This window comes from Pseudomonas cannabina, from assembly GCF_900100365.1.
In the GTDB taxonomy this organism is placed as follows: Bacteria; Pseudomonadota; Gammaproteobacteria; order Pseudomonadales; family Pseudomonadaceae; genus Aquipseudomonas; species Aquipseudomonas cannabina.
In genome coordinates this window covers 1,089,836-1,109,132 of record NZ_FNKU01000001.1, presented here as the reverse complement: position 1 = coordinate 1,109,132, position 19,297 = coordinate 1,089,836, and the positions used below count along the sequence as shown (strand labels likewise).

14 protein-coding genes and 3 pseudogenes are annotated in these 19,297 nt (G+C 57.5%); 8 read left to right on the top strand and 9 right to left on the bottom strand.

Annotated features, from left to right (window positions below; translation table 11 throughout):
- Nucleotides 1–93 precede the first annotated feature (93 nt).
- Nucleotides 94–1,065 (bottom strand): WD40 repeat domain-containing protein, encoded by a 972-nt coding sequence (locus BLT55_RS05250; protein WP_042913626.1) that lies wholly within the window; start codon nucleotides 1,063–1,065, stop codon nucleotides 94–96.
- 328 nt (nucleotides 1,066–1,393) lie between these two features.
- Entirely contained in the window at nucleotides 1,394–2,410 is a 1,017-nt protein-coding gene (gene gntR, locus BLT55_RS05245) for an HTH-type transcriptional regulator GntR (protein ID WP_055000311.1), read from the bottom strand.
- Between the two features lie 282 nt (nucleotides 2,411–2,692).
- Here gntR and BLT55_RS05240 point away from each other — a divergent pair, with 282 nt between their 5' ends.
- The 3 genes from BLT55_RS05240 (at nucleotide 2,693) to csrA (ending at nucleotide 5,487) form a co-directional block, all read left to right on the top strand.
- Complete coding sequence (locus BLT55_RS05240; RefSeq protein ID WP_055000327.1) at nucleotides 2,693–3,181, top strand: gluconokinase; 489 nt, start codon at nucleotides 2,693–2,695, stop codon at nucleotides 3,179–3,181.
- Between the two features lie 241 nt (nucleotides 3,182–3,422).
- Nucleotides 3,423–4,775, top strand: coding sequence for a GntP family permease (locus BLT55_RS05235; RefSeq protein ID WP_007251225.1), 1,353 nt, complete (start codon nucleotides 3,423–3,425; stop codon nucleotides 4,773–4,775).
- Between the two features lie 523 nt (nucleotides 4,776–5,298).
- Nucleotides 5,299–5,487 (top strand): carbon storage regulator CsrA, encoded by a 189-nt coding sequence (csrA, locus tag BLT55_RS05230; RefSeq protein ID WP_002554157.1) that lies wholly within the window; start codon nucleotides 5,299–5,301, stop codon nucleotides 5,485–5,487.
- Nucleotides 5,488–5,501: 14 nt separating this feature from the next.
- Here csrA and BLT55_RS05225 read toward each other — a convergent pair whose 3' ends face one another.
- The 3 genes from BLT55_RS05225 to BLT55_RS05215 all read right to left on the bottom strand — a co-directional run bounded on the left by BLT55_RS05225 (nucleotide 5,502) and on the right by BLT55_RS05215 (nucleotide 9,076).
- Nucleotides 5,502–6,932 carry a pyridine nucleotide-disulfide oxidoreductase gene (locus BLT55_RS05225; protein WP_223862767.1) on the bottom strand — a complete coding sequence of 477 codons (1,431 nt, stop codon included), beginning with the start codon at nucleotides 6,930–6,932 and terminating at the stop codon, nucleotides 5,502–5,504.
- A 991-nt stretch (nucleotides 6,933–7,923) separates the two neighbouring features.
- The gene (locus BLT55_RS05220) at nucleotides 7,924–8,190 is read right to left on the bottom strand and encodes a DUF1652 domain-containing protein (RefSeq protein ID WP_055001908.1); all 267 of its coding nucleotides are present in this window, start codon (nucleotides 8,188–8,190) and stop codon (nucleotides 7,924–7,926) included.
- Nucleotides 8,191–8,593: 403 nt separating this feature from the next.
- Entirely contained in the window at nucleotides 8,594–9,076 is a 483-nt protein-coding gene (locus BLT55_RS05215) for a GNAT family N-acetyltransferase (RefSeq protein WP_054086661.1), read from the bottom strand.
- 384 nt (nucleotides 9,077–9,460) lie between these two features.
- Here BLT55_RS05215 and BLT55_RS05210 point away from each other — a divergent pair, with 384 nt between their 5' ends.
- Complete coding sequence (locus BLT55_RS05210) at nucleotides 9,461–10,405, top strand: alpha/beta hydrolase (RefSeq protein WP_055001909.1); 945 nt, start codon at nucleotides 9,461–9,463, stop codon at nucleotides 10,403–10,405.
- Nucleotides 10,406–10,667: 262 nt separating this feature from the next.
- The gene (locus tag BLT55_RS05205; RefSeq protein ID WP_162234999.1) at nucleotides 10,668–12,734 is read left to right on the top strand and encodes a TonB-dependent siderophore receptor; all 2,067 of its coding nucleotides are present in this window, start codon (nucleotides 10,668–10,670) and stop codon (nucleotides 12,732–12,734) included.
- 60 nt (nucleotides 12,735–12,794) lie between these two features.
- On the opposite strand, the pseudogene BLT55_RS05200 reads toward BLT55_RS05205, so the two are convergent.
- Nucleotides 12,795–13,419 (bottom strand): annotated as a pseudogene (locus BLT55_RS05200) (DUF3237 domain-containing protein).
- A 196-nt stretch (nucleotides 13,420–13,615) separates the two neighbouring features.
- Here BLT55_RS05200 and BLT55_RS05195 point away from each other — a divergent pair.
- The 3 genes from BLT55_RS05195 to BLT55_RS05185 all read left to right on the top strand — a co-directional run bounded on the left by BLT55_RS05195 (nucleotide 13,616) and on the right by BLT55_RS05185 (nucleotide 16,584).
- The gene (locus BLT55_RS05195) at nucleotides 13,616–14,233 is read left to right on the top strand and encodes a TetR/AcrR family transcriptional regulator (RefSeq protein ID WP_055001911.1); all 618 of its coding nucleotides are present in this window, start codon (nucleotides 13,616–13,618) and stop codon (nucleotides 14,231–14,233) included.
- 135 nt (nucleotides 14,234–14,368) lie between these two features.
- Nucleotides 14,369–15,997, top strand: coding sequence for a methyl-accepting chemotaxis protein (locus BLT55_RS05190; RefSeq protein WP_055001912.1), 1,629 nt, complete (start codon nucleotides 14,369–14,371; stop codon nucleotides 15,995–15,997).
- Nucleotides 15,998–16,155: 158 nt separating this feature from the next.
- Entirely contained in the window at nucleotides 16,156–16,584 is a 429-nt protein-coding gene (locus BLT55_RS05185; protein WP_055001913.1) for a nuclear transport factor 2 family protein, read from the top strand.
- 4 nt (nucleotides 16,585–16,588) lie between these two features.
- On the opposite strand, the gene BLT55_RS05180 is transcribed toward BLT55_RS05185, so the two are convergent.
- The 3 genes and pseudogenes from BLT55_RS05180 to BLT55_RS34660 form a co-directional block, all read right to left on the bottom strand.
- The gene (locus BLT55_RS05180) at nucleotides 16,589–17,446 is read right to left on the bottom strand and encodes a CAP domain-containing protein (protein WP_055001914.1); all 858 of its coding nucleotides are present in this window, start codon (nucleotides 17,444–17,446) and stop codon (nucleotides 16,589–16,591) included.
- A gap of 139 nt (nucleotides 17,447–17,585) precedes the next feature.
- A pseudogene (locus tag BLT55_RS34665) lies at nucleotides 17,586–18,182 on the bottom strand (methyl-accepting chemotaxis protein); the annotation flags it as partial.
- Between the two features lie 261 nt (nucleotides 18,183–18,443).
- Nucleotides 18,444–19,226: pseudogene (locus tag BLT55_RS34660) on the bottom strand (MCP four helix bundle domain-containing protein); the annotation flags it as partial.
- Nucleotides 19,227–19,297: the final 71 nt, after the last annotated feature.

The following is a 19,297-nucleotide window of genomic DNA, read 5'->3' as shown; positions in this document are numbered from 1 at the left end:
GACTGAATCCCTTCCAAAAAAACACCGAACTATGTTCAGCTTACCGACACGTCTCTCCCACCGCCTCTCGCTTGGCAGCCAGTAAATAACAGCCTACAACTTGTAGATCGAAATCCAGCTCATGTCCGCGTGGGTGGTGTAGATGTAAGTACCCGCTTTGTTCAGCACCGAACCGCCCACGGAAGGGAAATAAGCAATGCAGGTCGTGACGCCCTTCACCGTATCGATTCTGTAGACGTCGTAATTACAGGTGTAGACGGCATAGACATAGCGATTGTCCGGGGTGATGCCGATGACTTTGACCGGGTAGCCTTGCGCACCGATTTTTTCCCGGTAGAACATCCGGTTGGTGGTGGCGTCCACCACGTAGACCTCGTCGATCCCACCCACGTAAAGGCGGTCACCATCAGAACTGATGACCATGGAGCGAGGGTCGGCAAAACCGGGAATGTCATGCTGCAGGTAATCGAGCGTGCCGATGGCGAGAACGTCGGTTGGCGCCTGCCGATCCAGCAGGGTTGTGGCGTAGACCCGACGATTGTCGGGGCTGACCGCCAGGGCCAGCGAAGCCATGGACAGCGAGCCCAGATCGAAATCGTTTTCGACCGTGTAGTTTTCCGTTTCGATCACCCGGATGAGTCCCCCCGGCGCATCCTGAAAGGACAGACAGATGAATCGGCCATCCGGGCTGCACAGAATCCTGTTCACGTTGGCCGCAGGGATGATGCGGATCACTTCGCGCAGACGGGTGTCGACCACGTAGCACTTCTTCTGGCCGATCGTGTACAGCCGTTTTCCATCGGGACTCAGCGTAATGGCGCCTGCCCCGGCGCGCTTTACCGCACCCACCACGCTTGCGGAGGCAATATCGACCACGCTGACCTCGCGACCGCTTTCATGGGCGACATACAGCGTTGTTTCATCGGGGCTGATGACGATCTCTCCGGGGACGAAGCCCAAGGGAATGATGCCGGTCAGCCATGCAATATCCAGGGGTACTCCTGCACCGACCGGATCTGCGACGTGTATCAAAGCTCTAACGTCCTGAGATGCTTTTTTTTGCATTTTTCCCACCAGTCAATAGGTCTTGCAAGACCGCCAGAATGGGGACTGGATACGAAGAGATGTCCCCAACATCCAACGATGCGGCCAAGACAGTTATGCCGCTCCGATCCAAAAACATATGGTCATTGAATACTCAACAAGAGGGGTTGGGTACTGACAGAAATAACAGTCGAAGACCCCGAAAAACGCTCGAACGGGGGTGCAGGATGCGTTGAAAGGCACAGCGCAGGGGCCATCCAGCCAGACCCTGTGCAACGTGCGAAGCGGGGTAACCATTGGTCAGGCGTATGCCGTGTCGGTTGCTCGCAACGGCAGCCGCCGAGGTGGCTCAGGAACTTTGCCGGACCACCAGTTCGAACCCCAGATCCACCTGGGATTCCTGAGTGATGCCGTCGAGCAGTCCCAGCAACAATTGCGCTGCGCGTTGCCCCACGGCTTGCCGGGGTGTGCGGATCGACGTCAGGCGCGGGACCATGTGCGCAGAGCCCGGCAAGTCATTGAAACCTACCAGCGACACCCGCTCGGGAATCGCGATGCCAAGGCGCAGCGCCTCCAGCGCGGCGCCCTGTGCCAGGTCGTCATTGCAGAAGAACACCCCGTCGACATCCGGATGTTCATCGAGCAAACGCGCGAACAGCTCACCACCCAGCGCAATCGAGGATGCCTCGCGGGTCATGACTTGCAGTTGAGGGTCAAACACCCCCGCCTCTTCGAGCACCTGACGAAAACCTGCGCCGCGTTGCAGCACACGCGGGTCAAGTTGCGCTGCCATATAGGTCAGGCGACGGCGGCCACGGCCCAACAGATGACGGGCTGCCTCGGCCCCCGCCTGCTGCTGGGAAAAGCCGACACAGTAAGCGCCACGACGCGCATCCAGTTCCATCATGTGTACGCAGGGCACACCGCTGGTTTCCAGCATCTGTCGCGCCGCGGGCGTGTGATCAAAACCGGTCAGCAGAATGCCACGTGGCCGATTGACCAGATGGTTGCGCAGCAGTTTCTCTTCTTCTTCGGGCGAGTAATGATAATTGCCGATCACCACATCCAGACCGCGCACGCGCAGCACGTCCTGAATGGCTTCCAGCGTTTCGATGAATAACTGATTGGATAGCGAGGGCACCAGCACCACGACCGTCTGGCTGAAGGCAGAGGCCAGGGCTCTGGCCGCCGGATTGGCGACGTAACCCAGGCTTTGCGCCGCAGCACGGACCTTTTCGACCAGTTCCGGTGCCACGGTGGCGACACCGCGCAAGGCGCGTGAAGCGGTGATCGGCGAGACGGCAGCCAGTCGTGCAACTTCATTGAGGGTCGGGCGACCCGTAGAGCGGGAACCAATGCGTGTCATGCGTTGCCAACTAACATAGGGGTTGCCAAGTATGTCGAATGCCCCATAAGGTAGCGCTGTCTCATGGAACGTGACAATGCTTTATCGCTGGTTTCACATTCGGGTGCCCTGCCAAGTTACCCCGGAGAACAGCCTCCGATGGTTAATGATGAACCCAAAACAACGACAAGAACTGGAACAGCCCAGGCTGAGCCTGATGTCCACCGGACAAAGACAGCGCTGTCTCCAGATGAGGTGCCTACTGTGACAACTGCGAATACTGCTATTTCCGCCATTGTGGTGATGGGTGTGTCGGGCTGCGGCAAAAGTGCCGTCGGTGCCGAAATTGCCCTCAACAGCGGCGGGCGCCTGATCGAAGGCGATGCGTTCCATCCCCAGGCCAATATCGACAAGATGAGCGCCGGTACCCCGCTCAACGACGAAGACCGCGCCGGCTGGCTGACCCGCCTCGGCGAAGAGATGGTTGCAGCCCTTGCCAATGGCGAACATCCGGTCCTGACCTGCTCTGCCCTCAAGCTCATCTATCGCCAGCGTTTGCGCGATGCCGTACCGGGTCTGGGGTTCGTTTTTCTGCAACTGACCAAAGAGCTCGCAACCGAACGCTGCTCGCATCGGCCCGGTCACTTCATGCCCGCCAGTCTGGTCGACAGCCAGTTCGCAACGCTCGAATCACCGGCCGGCGAGCCGCTGACACTGGTGGTCGATGCGACCCAGCCTATCGATGTGATTGGCAAACAAGCCGCAGCATGGTGGAAAGGCTCCCACGCCTGATAAAGGCGTGAACGCGAAAGACAGCGCTGTCTTTCGTACACACTACAGAGCGACGGCGCTCTTGGCAGCGACCTAGGCTCTGTACGAAAAGTCGGCGAGCGAAGGTCAGACAAGGCAAAAACAGGCAAGGAAGCGGAGTCTACGGGTTGTAAATGAGCATTCCGCGCCTGTTTTTAACGCAGCATCACCGAGCGCAGCCACTTTTCGTACAGAGCCTAAAATAATAACCGGAGAGACACCCATGTTCGGTATGACCCATGAGACGTTTTTACTCGTCGATGCACTGGTGACCATCGTCGGCCTTGTGCTGTTGATCACCACTTTCAAAGTTCACCCCTTCGTCGCGCTGACTTTGGCGGCAGGCTTTCTCGGCCTGACCTCCGGTATGCCGGTGGAAAAAGTCATGAAGTCGTTTCAGGACGGCTTCGGCGGCGTACTGGGCTTTGTCGGTATCATTCTTGGTCTGGGCACCATGCTCGGCAAGCTGATGGCCGATTCGGGCGGTGCCGACCAGATCGCGCAGACCCTGATCCGTGTCTTCGGCAAGCAGAAAGTGCATTGGGCAATGATGTTCTCGGCGTTTCTGGTGGGCATCCCGCTGTTCTTCGAGATCGGCTTCGTGCTGCTGATCCCGTTGGTGTTCATCGTCGCGCGCCGCACTGGTGTGTCCATCGTCAAGATCGGTATTCCGCTGCTGGCGGGCCTTTCGGCGGTCCATGGCCTGGTACCGCCGCATCCGGGTCCATTGCTGGCCATCGGCATTTTCGGTGCGGACATCGGCAAGACCATTTTCTACGGCCTGATCGTCGCGCTGCCGACAGCAATTATTGCCGGGCCGATTTTCGGCAACTGGATTTCCAAACATATTCCCGGTACCCCTTCTCAGGAACTGATGGATCAGATCGCCAAGGAATCGAGCACTGAAAACCTTCCTGGCTTCGGCATCACGCTGGTCACCATCCTGCTGCCTGTTTTCCTGATGCTGCTCAAGACCTTTGCTGACGTAGTGTTGCCTGAAAACAACATGTTCCGCATCTGGATGGACCTGATCGGCCACCCGATTACCGCGCTGCTGGCAGCGCTGTTGCTGGCGTTCTACACGTTTGGCGCGGCACGCGGCTTCGATCGCTCGAAAATCATGAAACTGCTCGACCAGAGCCTGGCACCGGTTGCAGCCATCGTGCTGATCGTTGGTGCGGGTGGTGGTTTCAAGCAAATGCTGGTCGCCAGTGGTGTGGGCGATGTCATCGGCCACATGGCGGTGCAGGCGCAGATCAACCCGATCATGCTGGCCTGGCTGGTGGCGGCAGTGATTCGCATCGCTACCGGCTCGGCGACCGTCGCGACCATCACTGGCGCCGGGATCGTCGCTCCGGTGGTCGGCCTGATTCCCGGCGTCAACCGTGAGCTGCTGGTCCTGGCCACCGGCGCGGGTTCACTGATCCTGTCGCACGTCAACGACGCAGGCTTCTGGCTGGTGAAGCAATACTTCAACATGACGGTTGCCGAGACGTTCAAGACCTGGACAGTGATGGAAACCTTGCTCTCGGTGGTCGGCCTGATCTTCATCATGCTGCTGTCGACGCTGGTATAACCCGCAAAAGACACCGGCCTTCGCGGACTCCGACCCGCGAAGGCCCGTATCTCACCTGAAGCCGCAGGGCTGCGACAATGCCAGCCTTACACGACCTGCGTTGATATTCCCCGCACAGCCATGCCCCCGTCCTACGCCTCCTTACGCCTCATTCCATTCGATTTTTCAGAAAGCCCGGGCAAGTTTCGCAAGTCGAGCCTACGCTTACATTCATGTGGAATTTGGCCAGCCTGACCTCGTCTACCACGGCGAGAGCTGCCTGAACGTGCTCATCCGTTCGCGTTACTTTTCATGTAGCGCCAGTAAACACGGGCATTTTCACGTCAAAACGGGCAGAATTGGCGCACTCGTCGTATCGGGCATGCAAATCCCGATGACAAGAAAATGAACCGAGGGAATTAAATTCACCTGTGCAACGTCATAAGACGGATGCATTTGGATGCACTCGGCAACAATCACCACGCAAAGGCAAACGCCAGCCTCTTGATAGAGGCGTTTTCAAGAGGCCATCAAGGAAAAGATTATGTTGATACTCACTCGCAAAGTAGGCGAAAGCATAAACATTGGTGACGAAATCACCGTCACTATTCTTGGCGTTCAAGGGCTGCAGGTCCGCCTGGGCATCAACGCGCCAAAAAATGTTTCTGTGCACCGCGAAGAAATCTACAAACGCATTCAGGCAGAACTGGCTCCGAACCAGGACCCACAATAAATCCTGCCACCCCCTTATTCAATGTAGACCTGCCAGCCATTGGCGGATCTGCCGTACGGCGCCCCTGGGGCGCCGTTTTTTATGCCTGGCGTAATACGAACGTCAGCGGACGCCTTCTGACGTAGCCGGGTGAGGACGGCTTCGATCACTGCCCGGCTGGCGTCGTGGTGAAATAGCCAGACACCGTAGATACGCCCATCGAAGGCCGGTTCGCTGCCCAATTGTGGATTGACCCCGAGCCCGGCGCCCAGACCGAACAGATGCAGCCCGCTGAGTCGCCGCCCGCTCTGATCCATGGGGCATCCGGCAGGGTCGGAGTCAAGCCCGCCTTTGATCTCGCGCAGGCTGATCAGATTGCCATCGCCGTCACGCATGACCGGCAGCAACGGCTGATACCCCGAGCATTGCACCACCACACTGGACTCGGCCAGCGCCAGCCGGGCTTGCTGGTGATCACCGCCCCGTCCTCCAGCTATCTGCAGCAACTGCACGCGCACGCCGGTTTTGCCCACGTGGCCACTGAGCATCGCCTCACGTCCGATATCCAGTGAGCGATAGCGCAAGCCGCCAGAGCGATTGATGCGCCCTGACACCGGACACCGGTCGAGCTGCGGGTCAAACTCGTAGCCGGCAGCCTGCGCCTCCTTGATGCTTTCATAGAACAACCTGATCCGGCTGCGGTGTATGAGTGTCAATTCCTGCAAACCGGCGAACTCGAGCGCATCTGCCAGGTTTTCCAGCATGGAAAACGCAGTGTGCGACCCGCCTACCAGCGTGATTCGACCTTCACTGGCCAGCGCCAGCGCGAACACTTCACGCAACTGCACGGCATTCATGCGCAGCAGCCTGTCGGCGCTTTGAATATTCATGGTCTCGGACAGCGGCAAATCATGACGCGCCAGGCTGGCGATCATGTGCTGTGGAACCTGTCGACCACCCGGATTGAGCACCAGGGTCCGGCTGCGCACCCAGCGAGTGACGCCGGCCCTCTCGACGCGCAGGCAGAACAGATCGTCGGCGCTGATGACTTCAGTAATAACGGTGCCAGACCAGACCTCCACGCCGTAATGATTCACGAGATGGTCCAGTACCAGCCTGGAAGCCTCGGCCATGAGCAGGCCGACGTCCGACAGTTGCGGTGCGCTCTGCGCCTGCGCGGCGATCCGCCAGTAGGCCGCTGAGTGCTCCAATGGCTTAAGCACGTCACGTAACGCAGGGTCACGCAGACAATCGATGAATACGTTACCGATCGAATTGGCCGTGATCCGGTAGTGACCCAGCGTGCCCATCCCGGGCTGATCGCTGGCATCAATGACAATCAGCCCGTTTGCCGCAATCTCTTTCATTGCCCCGCTCTTCAGGGCATTGAACAGAAATCCCATGCCGGCAAGGCCCGCGCCTCCCACAACACAGGCGCAGGTTGTTTCCATACGATTTTCAGACATGGTGATGCTCCATCGTCATTGCGTACGTTGGTGCAATCCGGAAAGACTGGATGATCGAATACTCGACTGATTGAGACGAACCAGCGTCCATGCACGATTCAGGTAAAGACAGGGCAGGCTTCAAGGTCCGGGCGTAGTTGCAGATGTTACAGGCTGTTAAACGCCCGAACGTTATAATACTTTAGGGAGACGCTGATTTATTCTAAAACCCAGCTGTTGCCCCCAGATAAATCAAGGCCTCCAGAGCGTTGCAGGGACGAAAAATCGAATAAATCAGCGCCTCCTTAGGGAAGGTCTGAAAAAGCCTTTTCTTCAAAAGTCGAAGCCAGTAAATACAGGCGCTCCAGCCCGGTTCCTCTCCAAAAAAATGGGCTTTTTCAGAGGATACTTAGGGAGGCGCTGATTTATTCGATTTTTCGTCCCTGCAACGCTCTGGAGGCCTTGATTTATCTGGGGGCAACAGCTGGGTTTTAGAATAAATCAGCGTCTCCTTAGGGGGTACTGACGGGTTGAGGGATCAGATTGCAATGTTGACGGAACAAACGCCAAGGCTACCGCCAGTCCCTTCAATTAAAGTTTTTTGCAACTACTGCCTGCTTGCAAGGTATTGCGGATGCAACCCACGCATTGATAGTTGCAAACAATACAGAATGTGTCAAATAAGACCGTTCAGGCAGACGTCTTTGAGATCATCCTGCAACCTGATGATTTTGAATGACATTGTTATTTTTATTGTGTTTAGGGACGTTGCGCTGATGACGTTGCGACGCGGCCCAGGTGCTTTATATTTTTTGATCGCAGCCGTAAAAAAACACCTTCTTCCAGCGCCGACAATTTGACGAGCCGTTCGGCGCTCGTCATCCGTTACCTGTGCAGGCAAATCACCTGAAAGGCCGAGCATCCGGCAGACATGAAAAAGCCCCGGTCGAAGAAGACAAGGGCTTGGGTCTATCTGCAAGTCATGCCGCGTCGCTAAAGGGCTGGCGCTGATTCACGCGGTGCGGTAGTGGACCTGAACCGTTCCATCGTGAGCAAGCCCGTCACGAAGCTTTGCCACCAGAGCGGAGATGTCGCGGCTGTTCTTCAAGCGGTTTAAAGAGATGCCTGTTTCCAGCAATTCCACTCGCCCGGAAGACGGGTCTTTGACCTGCACCGTCATTGACTGGTCTTGCGCGATGGTGCAAGTGCACTGTAAGGGCAGAAAAGCACCTTCGACAATGCTGCGAAGTTCCAACGTAGACAATCCACTGGCAATCATTTTTTATCTCCTTATGTGTCAAGTTCAATCAAACAGTGGTTGTTCGCGATTTTTATTATTAATTGACACTTTAACGCAACCCGGAAAGGTCAGCCAATTATTTGTCGCCACGCGCCTGATTCTTAAAACACTTATACGCCCAAACCCGATTGCCAGGCAACTTCCACATCTGAATATAAATAGAACGGTTACAACCAGGCATTGACAGAAACAATAGAAAAAACGATTCACTGTAGTGTTATCAGGCAGTAAACCGCTTGATGTGGATCAACGCGTCTAAACGCACCCTCACTTTTTAAAAAATCGGGCGACGAACGGTTGTGAATTCACATTCAATACATCCTGAAAACACCACGGCGACAGCCAGGTTTTCACCCGGCTGTCGTCAGAAAGGTTGCCTGTTTCACTCAGCCGACCCTGAAAGACGCAGATGGATCAATGCCACGCGGGCACCTTGCTTGTCACGTCGCTCTTCGATGGCATAAGGGCGGAAACCCATTCGCGGGTAGAACAGTAGCCCGGGTACGTTGTGGTTGTAGCAGGAGGCGATCAGCTCGGTGGCCTCATGCTTGTCGAACGCAATGCCCATCATGGTCGTGATCATGTAACGCCCTACCCCTTTGGCGCGGGCCTTGGGCGCGATGATGACATTGCCCAGCGTGCAGCGCCCCCGGAAATGGCACTGCGCGAAGTTGGCAAAACCTACGACTTCGCCGTCCATCTCGATGACGATCGAATCATGCCGGGTCTCCAGCGCGTCGCGCAGTTGTGCGGCATCCAGCGGGTAGGTGGCTCTGGGGAACATATAGAACAGTTCATCGGCGTTCTGCGGCAGCTCGCAAACCGCGGCTATGTCTTTTTCTTCCAGGGGACGGTGATCGAACATAAGGCGGTAACCTCTTGAAGAAATTGGAAAAAACCATGAGTGGCAGCGTGGATGAAGCAGCGAATCGAGCGTCGGCAAATGACCAGAACACAGCGCCCGCGCCGCTACAGCATAATCCCCGGCTATCTAAAAGGGCTACCTCCATAACGAATCGTGCTAACGAGTGGCTTTGTTGACGCTGATGGCAAGCTGACAGTGCAAGGTATTGACCCGGCGAGAATTATCGTTCCCCTGCGCTTACCATGAGGAATAAAAAGCGCCCGGATGCCAGACCACTCACCTCGCGACCGCGCAATATCCTGTAACCGATGTTTCATGGCTGGTCTTGCAACCAAGGCGCATAAACGGCATTTATTTCACTTTGCTAACCGGGATGTTCACGCTATGCCGATTTCTCCTCTGGCTCGCTTCAAAGCGCGTCCACTTCGATGGATCGCCGTTGCTGCGATCATTCTCGGCCTGCCGGTCGGTTGCTCGGTGCTCGAACATAAAGAACGAGAGCTGGTGTTTCGCATCGAACCCGGCACTGCCAGCTGGTACAGCGGGCTGCCCGACGATGTGCAGGAGATCGAACTCAGTACGCCGACATTCGGGACATCGCAGAACATTCATGCGTGGTGGTGGCCAGCGGCAGACAAGCATGCCCCCGCCGTGCTGTACCTGCACGGTTCACGCTGGAACCTGACCGGCCAGCTGTTCCGAATCCAGCAACTCAAGGCGCAAGGCTTTTCGGTACTGGCCATCGATTACCGAGGGTTCGGCCAAAGCATGGGCCAGCTACCGTCCGAGAAATCCGTTTATGAGGATGCGCGCATTGCCTGGGAACGTCTGAAGCAGTTGCAGCCCGACCCGCAACGCAGACTGATCTACGGACATTCGCTGGGCGGTGCGGTCGCCGTGGATCTGGCTGCCGAGCTGGGCCAGGATGCCGAAAAAGCCCCCACGCAGCTTCAGGCCCGTGGGCTGATCATAGAGTCGACCTTCACCAATCTGGCCGACGTCGCCACCGCGCTGGCCAACACATCGCTGCCGGTACGCTGGCTGCTGTCACAAAAATTCGACTCGCTGGACAAGATCGCCGACATTCACATGCCGGTACTGATCGTCCATGGCACCAACGACAGGTACGTGCCCTCGCGCTTCAGCGAGCAACTGTTCGAAGCGGCCAGGGAGCCGAAAAAACTGTTGCTGATACCGGGCGGCACGCACAACAACAGCATGCAACTCGGGCAACCCGCCTATGGCCGGGCCATTCAGGCGCTACTCAATGCTCCGGCTTCATCGCCACAGGTCAGCACACACGATCAGGCGCAGCAGAACGCCGGTTAGACAGCGCCAGGCATGGAACAGTAATCTGCCAGCCCTCACTCAAAGACTGTGCTGTTTTTTGTGGCTCTGCTGAACGGCGCAGTGGTCGGGACCATTCTTGCCGGCTACGACGGCCAATGAAAGCGGACACAGAAAGAATCATTTATTTACATGAGAATCAATATCAAATTACAATTATTGCTATTAACGTCCTGACAGAGCACCTTCCTTGAGCACCTCCTCCCACCGCATTCGCCCTAAAGGCCCTTTCCTGCTGTCCGCGATGTCGCTGGCCATGCTGTCCAGCGGCCTGGTCAACGCCGCAGAAACCGCTACGTTGCCCGCCACTCAGGTTTCTGCTGCGGCCACCGAAAGCCAGGAAGGCTACAGCGCCAGGAGCAACAGCACCGCTAGCAAGAGCGATGTGCCGATCAAGGAGGAAGCTCAGTCGGTCAACGTCGTGACGCCGCAGACCATTGCCGATTACAACGTGCGCTCGCTGGACGACGCCATGAAATTCGTCAGCGGCGTCAGTCAAGGCAACACGCTGGGCAATACCAAGGACTCGCTGGTCAAGCGCGGCTTTGGCACCAACGATGATGGCTCGATCCTGCGCGACGGTGTGCGCTCGGTGGTGTCGAAAAACTTTGGCGCGACCACCGAGCGTGTCGAGGTGCTCAAGGACCCGGCCTCGCTGCTTTACGGCGCGATGGAACCGGGCGGCGTGATCAACGTGATCAGCAAGCAGCCGCAATATGTGCAAAGCACCACCCTGAGTGGTTCCGCCTACAGCGAAGGCGGCGGCAGCTTTGGCGTCGACACCACCGGCCCGCTGGGCGACTCGGGGCTGGCCTACCGCCTGGTGGCCGAACGTCAGAGCGAAGATTACTGGCGCAACTATGGCGTTGATCAACACACCCTGATCGCCCCTTCCCTGTCATGGACCGGCGAACGCGCCAGCCTGACGCTGGCCTATGAATACAACGATTACATCAGCCCGTTCGACCGCGGCACCGTCTTCACTAACGGTCATCCGGCCGATATCAGCTATAAAAAGCGGCTGGACGAAAAATGGGCCAACACGGTCGGCATCAGCGAAACAGCGACCGCACGGTTCGAGTACCAGCTCAGCGACGACTGGAAAACCCGCCTCACCTACGGCTGGAACAACGACCGTTACAGCCTTTCGATCGCTCAGCCCAGCACCCTGTCCAGCAGCGGTGTGCTGCGTCGCCAGGCCAATGGCGGTCATTATGATTACGAAACGCGTTATGCCAGCTGGGACTTCATCGGCAAGCAGGACATTCTGGGCCAGCAACATGATCTGTTGATCGGTGCCGAGCAGGAAGACTCCGACAAGTATCGCGGCAAGACCTATCGCAATGCGATTCAGGGCGGTTTCAATATTTTTTCGCCCAGCTATGGCAGCCTGGCCGAACCGAGCACTGTCAATCGGGCCACCAGCAACCTCAGCAATCAGCTGACGTCCACGTCGCTGTATATCAAGGATAACTGGCACCTTAACGACCGCTGGATTCTGGTCCTCGGTGGCCGCTATCAGCACTATGACCAGTATATCGCGCAGGGAATGGGTGCCAGCCGCGACACCAACCTGGACAAAAATGACGATATCTTCCTGCCGATGGCAGGCCTGGTGTTCAAGGTCAACGACGATCTTTCGCTGTACGGCAACTACAGCCGCTCGTTCGTGCCCAACGAAGACGTGAACGACGACGGCACAACGTTCGACCCTGAAGAGGGCCGCAGTTACGAAGTCGGCGCCAAATATGCGCTGGCACCGGAGCTCAACGTCAACCTCGCCGTGTTCGACATCGAAAAGAAAAACGTCGAGACTGCCACCGGCGTTACCGGCGTCAGCGAAGCGGCTGGCAAAGTCGGCTCGCAGGGCGTGGAACTGGACGTGACCGGCCGTATCGCAGAGCGCTGGGACATGATCGGCACCTACGCCTACACGCACACCGAAGTGCTCGATGACCCTGAAACCAAGGGCAATCGTTTGAGTCAGGCGCCGAAACACACCGCCAGCCTGTACCTCACTCATCACCTGCAAGTTCCGTCCGGACTCGGCGACTGGCACGCCGGCGGCGGCGCACGCTACGTTGGCGAGCGGGCTGGCGACGCCGCCAATACGTTCTACATGAGCAGCTACACCGTGGCCGATGCGTTCCTGCGCTGGGACGTGCCGATGGCGGGCTACAAGACACGTCTGCAATTGAACGTCGATAACCTGTTCGACAAACAGTATTACCCGTCCAGCACCGGTAGCCAGCTGCAGGTCAACGTCGGTGAACCCCGCACTGCGCGCCTCAGCGCCAGCGTCACGTTCTAGTTGGCCGGCTTCAGCGCCTGAACGATGAGTTCAGGCGCGCACTGTTTGCCATTGCTGGAATCAGCACTTCATTCTATAAAAGCTGATCAAGGTTTCATTGGCATGGATGTAGTCGATCTTGCCGATGAAGGCGCTTTTTTCCAGCCATTCATTAGGGAGACGCTGATTTATTCTAAAACCCAGCTGTTGCCCCCAGATAAATCAAGGCCTCCAGAGCGTTGCAGGGACGAAAAATCGAATAAATCAGCGCCTCCTTAGGGCCCAGGGAAACCCGAAAGCGAGGCGTACACGTGCATTGATAATGGCCTTCGCTGATTGGCCAGACGCCGTTCTGCAGTTCTTGCTGCCCGGCTTCATCCATGCACAACACGCCCCTGCTTTCAACGTTGATCAGTTCGCCCAGTCGGGTAATGAGCGTAAAACGAGTGTCCAGAAAGGCGAGTTCGGATGACAACTCGACAAGCGAGTTACTGCCGCCGGAAAGTACCGTACCGCTGATGAACTCGCCGTGGAACTCACCGCCCAGGATCAGGCTGTTACTGCGCAAACCATCGCTGCAGATGCCCATGAGCACAGGAACGTCGGTTTTCAGGATCACGGTCAGTACTTTCTCGAGCACCGGTGCTGCTGACGTATTTCCACGAAGGGAGCTTTTAACGGGTTTCTTGAAATCGATGATGTTCATGGACCTGTTCACTCCATCGTTGAACACGTGTCAATTGGCAGAATTAAAGGAGCATCCCTCTATCGGCATTTATCTGGGCCTCCTTTTCCAGTAAGCTCCACGCAACCGGCTGAAATCGTACCGAACGGTTCAGTTCCAGTCTAGAGAATTTTGTGATTACTGTACCGAACGGTTCACTAAGGGATTGAGGATATCAATGAAGGTGCGTACTGAAGCTCGCCGCGAAGCCATTATCGATGCGGCTGCAAGCGTCTTTCTTGAAATGGGCTACGAGCGCGCTTCGATGAATGAAGTCACCAAACGCATGGGCGGCTCTAAAGCAACGATCTACAGCTACTTCCCTTCCAAGGAAGAACTGTTCATTGCGGTGGTCAACAGGCTTGCGACAGCGCACCTCGCCGACGCAGTCTCCGAGCTGGCGATTCGCGAAGATACGGAGATCGACTTAAGGACGCTGTTCACCCGGTTCGGTGAGCGTATGCTTATGGTGCTTATCAATGATGACAAGGCACTTGCCGTCTATCGCATGGTGGTCGCTGAATCAGGGCACTCGGACATCGGCATGATGTTCTATGACTCAGGCCCCAGAGAGTGCCTCCAGACGGTGACCTCGCTGATGACCCTGGCCATGCAACAGGGACAGTTGCGTGACACTGATCCGCACATTGCAGCGCTGCAGCTTACCTCGTTGTTGACTGCAGAGACCGACATTCGCCTGTACCAGCAGGCGCCCATGCCGCTGAGCATCGAGCAGATCCGCGCCATGGTCGAGCGTGCAGTGGATACCTTCATGGCGGGTATGGAAAAACGTTGATTCAGAGGATTGCACCCAATAGCTACAGGTGCGGAATCTGATTTTGCAACCACCCTGAAACATTTGGTCACTCTTTTACAGCCAAGTTAATCCGTTTGAGGGCGATAGCATTTTGCCCCCTCCGGAGAAATATCCATGATCCTGCGAAAACTCAACCTGGCCCCACGTTCGGCACTTTGTTTCGGTGTCTTCTGCCTGATGATCATTGCCTTGGGACTGCTTGCTTTGCGTCAAGCGGCTGAACTCAACGCTGCGGAAAAATTTATCGAAAACAATGTGCTGCCGAGCGTGAAACTGCTCGCTTCGATGGATCGCGAGTTCGTGACTATCCGGGGTAATAATGCTCGCGTACGAAACCCGATCGAACCGCAGGATCGAAAGACCAAGGCGCTCAACGACATCCAGCAGTCACGCTCGCTGATCGCAGGCTTTTCTGATGCACTGGGCAAGTTGATCGTGACCCCGCAAGGACGCGAAGCCTTCGGCGAGCTTACTAAAGCCAATGGCGATTACCAGGTGACACAGGATCGCTATCTGGCCCTGGTTGCCGCAGGTAACCTTGAAGCTGCAGTACTAATATCCAACGGCGAAATGAAAAATTCGGCCGATCAGGTCGAAAACACCCTCAAGAAACTGATTGCGATCAACGACGGTAAAGCTGAAAAAGCCGGTGATGCCGCAGACACTGCCTATCAGCAAACCTTGTGGCTGGTGGGTATTTTCATCGCAGTGGGTGTCATCACCACCCTGCTCCTCGCCTGGCTGTACACCCGCAGCCTGACCGGGCCGATTGGCGAGTCGCTGAGCATCGCGCAACGCATTGCCGGCAATGACCTGAGCAAGGACATTCCAGAGAATGGCACCGATGAAGCGGCGAAACTGATTGCTGCACTCGCGGCCATGCAAACTAACCTGCGCAGTGCCCTGACCTTGATTGGCGACTCCTCCACGCAATTGGCCGCCACCTCGGAAGAAATGCATGCAGTGACCGAAGACGCCTCCCGCACCATTCAGCGTCAGAGCAACGAGATCGAGATGGCTGCAACCGCCGTCAATCAGATGAGCGCTGCGGTTGAAGAAGTGGCCAGTAACGCCGCATCGGCCTCGGAAGTGACCTCGCAATCCAGTGCGGCGGCCATGGCCGGGCGTGCGCAAGTGGATGAAACGGTTACAGCAATCAATCTGATGGTCTCCAAGGTGCAGATCACGTCCACCGAAGTGCAAGGTCTGGCCGTCATGGCCACCGACATCAGCAAGGTTCTGGATGTGATTCGCGCCATTGCCGAGCAGACCAACCTATTGGCGCTCAACGCGGCGATTGAAGCTGCGCGCGCCGGGGAAGCCGGGCGAGGCTTCGCCGTGGTTGCGGATGAAGTCCGGGCACTGGCGCACCGCACTCAGCAATCGACCCGGGAAATCGAACAGATGGTCGGCTCGATTCAGACCGGCACCGGCAATGCGGTGACGGCGATGGAGCAAACCAGCGTGCAGGCACACAAAACCCTGGAAATGGCCAACGGCGCTGGCAAGGCACTGCTTGAGATCACCAACTCCATCAGCCAGATCAACGAGCGCAACCTGATGATCGCGACCGCTGCCGAGGAGCAGGCTCAGGTCGCTCGTGAGGTCGACAGAAGTCTGGTCAGCATCCGCGACTTGTCCAGCCAGACATCCGAAGGATCGAATCAGACCGCTATCGCCACTGCCGAATTGTCGACGCTGGCTTCTGGCTTGAATCGCCTGACCAAACAGTTCCGCGTGTAACCGCCACGTGCCGGAAAGCCTGCTTTCCGGCACACCTGCTTGTCAGATCGACGTCCCTCCTCTAAGTTGTACGACAACAGATGAAATATGCGTCTGTTCGAGTGTGCTCAGGCATCCCACAATGCCAACACCTACAATGACAAGAAAAAGGGACGATCATGAAAAAGCTGACACTGCTGATAGGCTTGCTGTGCCTGTTCACGGGCTACGCCGCTGCCGCACCCTCCGATGAGGCCGACGTGGCCCAGGCGGTCGACAAGCTGACTCAGGCCATGTGGCACAAGGATATAACGCAACTCAAGGCGCTGACTGCGGATAACCTCACCTACGGCCACTCAAGCGGCACGATCCAGGACAAACAGGCTTTTATCGCCGACATCGAAACCGGCAAAAGCGCATTCAATGAGCTGAAAATGCTCAATCAGAACATCACGCTATCGGGCGACGTCGCGATGGTTCGCAATCACTTCTCGGCGCAAGCCGTGAACAGCGGCAAAGTGGTGCCGACCGAAATCGAAAACTTCCAGATCTGGCAGAAACAGAACGGCCAGTGGCTATTGATTGGCCGCCAGGCGTTCCGCTTCTAACCCTTCACTGCTGCTGCGTTCCAAACATCGCTGTCCAGTAGATGCCCGCATCGCTTTTCGGGTCCATCGCATAAGCCGCGCCCAGTTCGCGAAAACCGGGGTTCATCAGGTTGGCGCAATGACCGGGGCTGGCCAGCCAGCCATCAACCACCTTGCGGGCGGTGTCCTGGCCAGCGGCAATATTCTCACCGACCTGCTGGCCGGCATACCCGGCCAGCTCGGCGCGATCACCCGGCATGCGCCCCTCACGATCCTTATGGTCGAAGAAGTTATTGTTGGCCATGGCCTGCGAATGACTTTGCGCTGCGCTGCCCAGGGCCTGGTTCCAGGCCAGCGGCGTGGTGGCCGCGTAGGATTGCGGACCGCACTGGCGCGCCTGAGTGCGGGCGGTGTTGACCATCTGCAGAATCTTCTGCCCTTCTGCCTGCCAGTCGCCCAGCCGCGAGGCCACCAGCGAGCGCGCCAGCACGATGCGCCAGTCGCGCCCTTCCCGGCTGACACCGACATCGACGAATTGCGGGTCCAGCACCACTTGGCAGAAGCTTTCCTGAACGGCTTTCATGGCCGCTGCCGAATCGCGCGGCCCGGACAGGCTGATCGCTTGTACGGTGACCATCGGATAGGCCGCCCGGGCCAGCGACTGCTGCAGGTCCAGATTGCCGTTGGCAGGCAGGACCAGTCGCGGATCGGGCGCAAGGGGCGGCAACTCCATGGAGACCTGCTCGCCACAGCGTTGCGCCTGTCCCCGGTAGGCGTTGAGGGAGTCGACCAGTTGCGTCTCTTCACTGGCCAACACAGCGTTGGCACACATCATTCCCAGTGACAGTAATGAAAGGCGCAGAACGGATGCAATGACAGGCATGAAAAGTCTCTCTCGGGCTGATGACGCCTATGATGCGCGAAATCACCCGGTCAAGCGCAACGCCTTTTTCATCGCGCGACGAACGCCATCGTCCGCTCACGTGCGCCATCGCGCCTGACCAGCGCCCGGCAAGCCCGGCTCAAAGCTTGAAATTGGCAACCAGTGTATTGAAGGATGTTGCAAGACGGGACAGTTCCTGGCTGGAAGCGCTGGTCTGATTGGCACCCGCCGCGCTCTGGGTGGAGAGGTCCTGAATGTTGATCAGGTTACGGTCCACTTCACGCGCTACCTGAGCCTGCTCTTCGGAGGCAGAGGCGATGACCAGGTTGCGATCGTTAATGGTTGCCACGCCTTGGGTTATTTTTTCCAGCGCCGCACCGGCACGTAGCGCCAGATCCTGAGTGTTGGTCGCCAGCGACAGACTTTTACCCATCGCCGCCACGGCGCCGTCGGCACCGGACTGCACCGTGCTGATCATGCCTTCGATTTCCACAGTCGACGCCTGGGTACGGTGAGCCAGTGCGCGGACTTCATCGGCCACCACCGCGAAACCGCGCCCCTGCTCGCCGGCACGTGCTGCCTCGATGGCAGCGTTGAGCGCCAGCAGATTGGTCTGCTCGGCAATGCTGCGAATCACGTCCAGCACCTTGCTGATTTCCCGCACATGCCCGGCCAGCTCGGAAACGGCACCGGTGGACTGGGTGATTTCCTGCACCATGGTCGTGATGCCTTTGACCGTGTGATCCACCTGACCGCGCCCGTCGATGGCATCATCAGTGGCAGCCTTGGACGCTTCCGACGTGGACACCGCATTGCGCGCCACTTCCTCGACCGCGGCAGTCATCTGGTTCACCGCAGTGGCCGCTTGCTGGATTTCGTCATTCTGGCGAGTCAGTCCGCGCGTGCTTTCATCAGTCACCGCGCTCAGTTCTTCGGCTGCGGAGGCCAACTGGTCAGCGGCACTGGCGATCTGCAGAATGGTGTTTTTCAGACCGGTCTGCATACCCGACAACGCATCGAGCAGTTGCCCTGCCTCGTCGCCGCTGGTGGAAACGATCGGCTGAGTCAGGTCACCACCGGCAATGCGTCGAGCGCTCTCGACCGCGACGGCCAGTGGCCGGGTAATCATGCGAGTGATCAACACGCCCAGCATGATCGCCACCAGAAAGGCAATCACCACGCCCGCCTCCAGCATCGACACCGAGGTGGACTTGAGTTCGGCAGCGGCCGCCGCCCCTTCCTTGATCTGACGATTATTGGATTCGATCATGGTCCGCAAGTAACCACGCGCCTTGGCGAAGCCTTCCGAGGACAGCGAGTTCAAACGGTTGCGAGCGTTTTCGTAATCGCCAGCCCTCATCAACTCGACCACTTGCTGGGTGCCGGCGATGTAAGCAGGCAGCATTTGCTCCAACTGGTCACCCGCCACGCGTTCGTCGTCTTCCAGGGGCGTTGCACGGTAGATCGCGAATACTTTCTGCGCTCGCGCCAGGTCATCGCCCAGCGCCTGACGGACACGCTCCTTGTCAGTCTCGGGCACGCCGCCGTCCTGCGCGTCCAGCAGGCGGTAAAGGCCACGGTTATGCGCCGTGAGGCTGGTGAGTGTCTCGTTGGTGTTGCTCACAGAAACCAGGTTATTGGAGAACGTACGCTCCAGCGCATCGGCCAGCCGTGTAACACCCACCATACCCAGGCCGCCAACGGCCAGCGTGATCAGTGCGCACGCGATGAACGCCGAGAGAAGCTTGGTCGAAAACGTTAACTGACGCAGGAGATTCATGAGGCTTACCCGAGGGTGATGAAGGCTGACATGGGCGCTGAAAGGATTTTTCAAACAGCAGTGATATCATA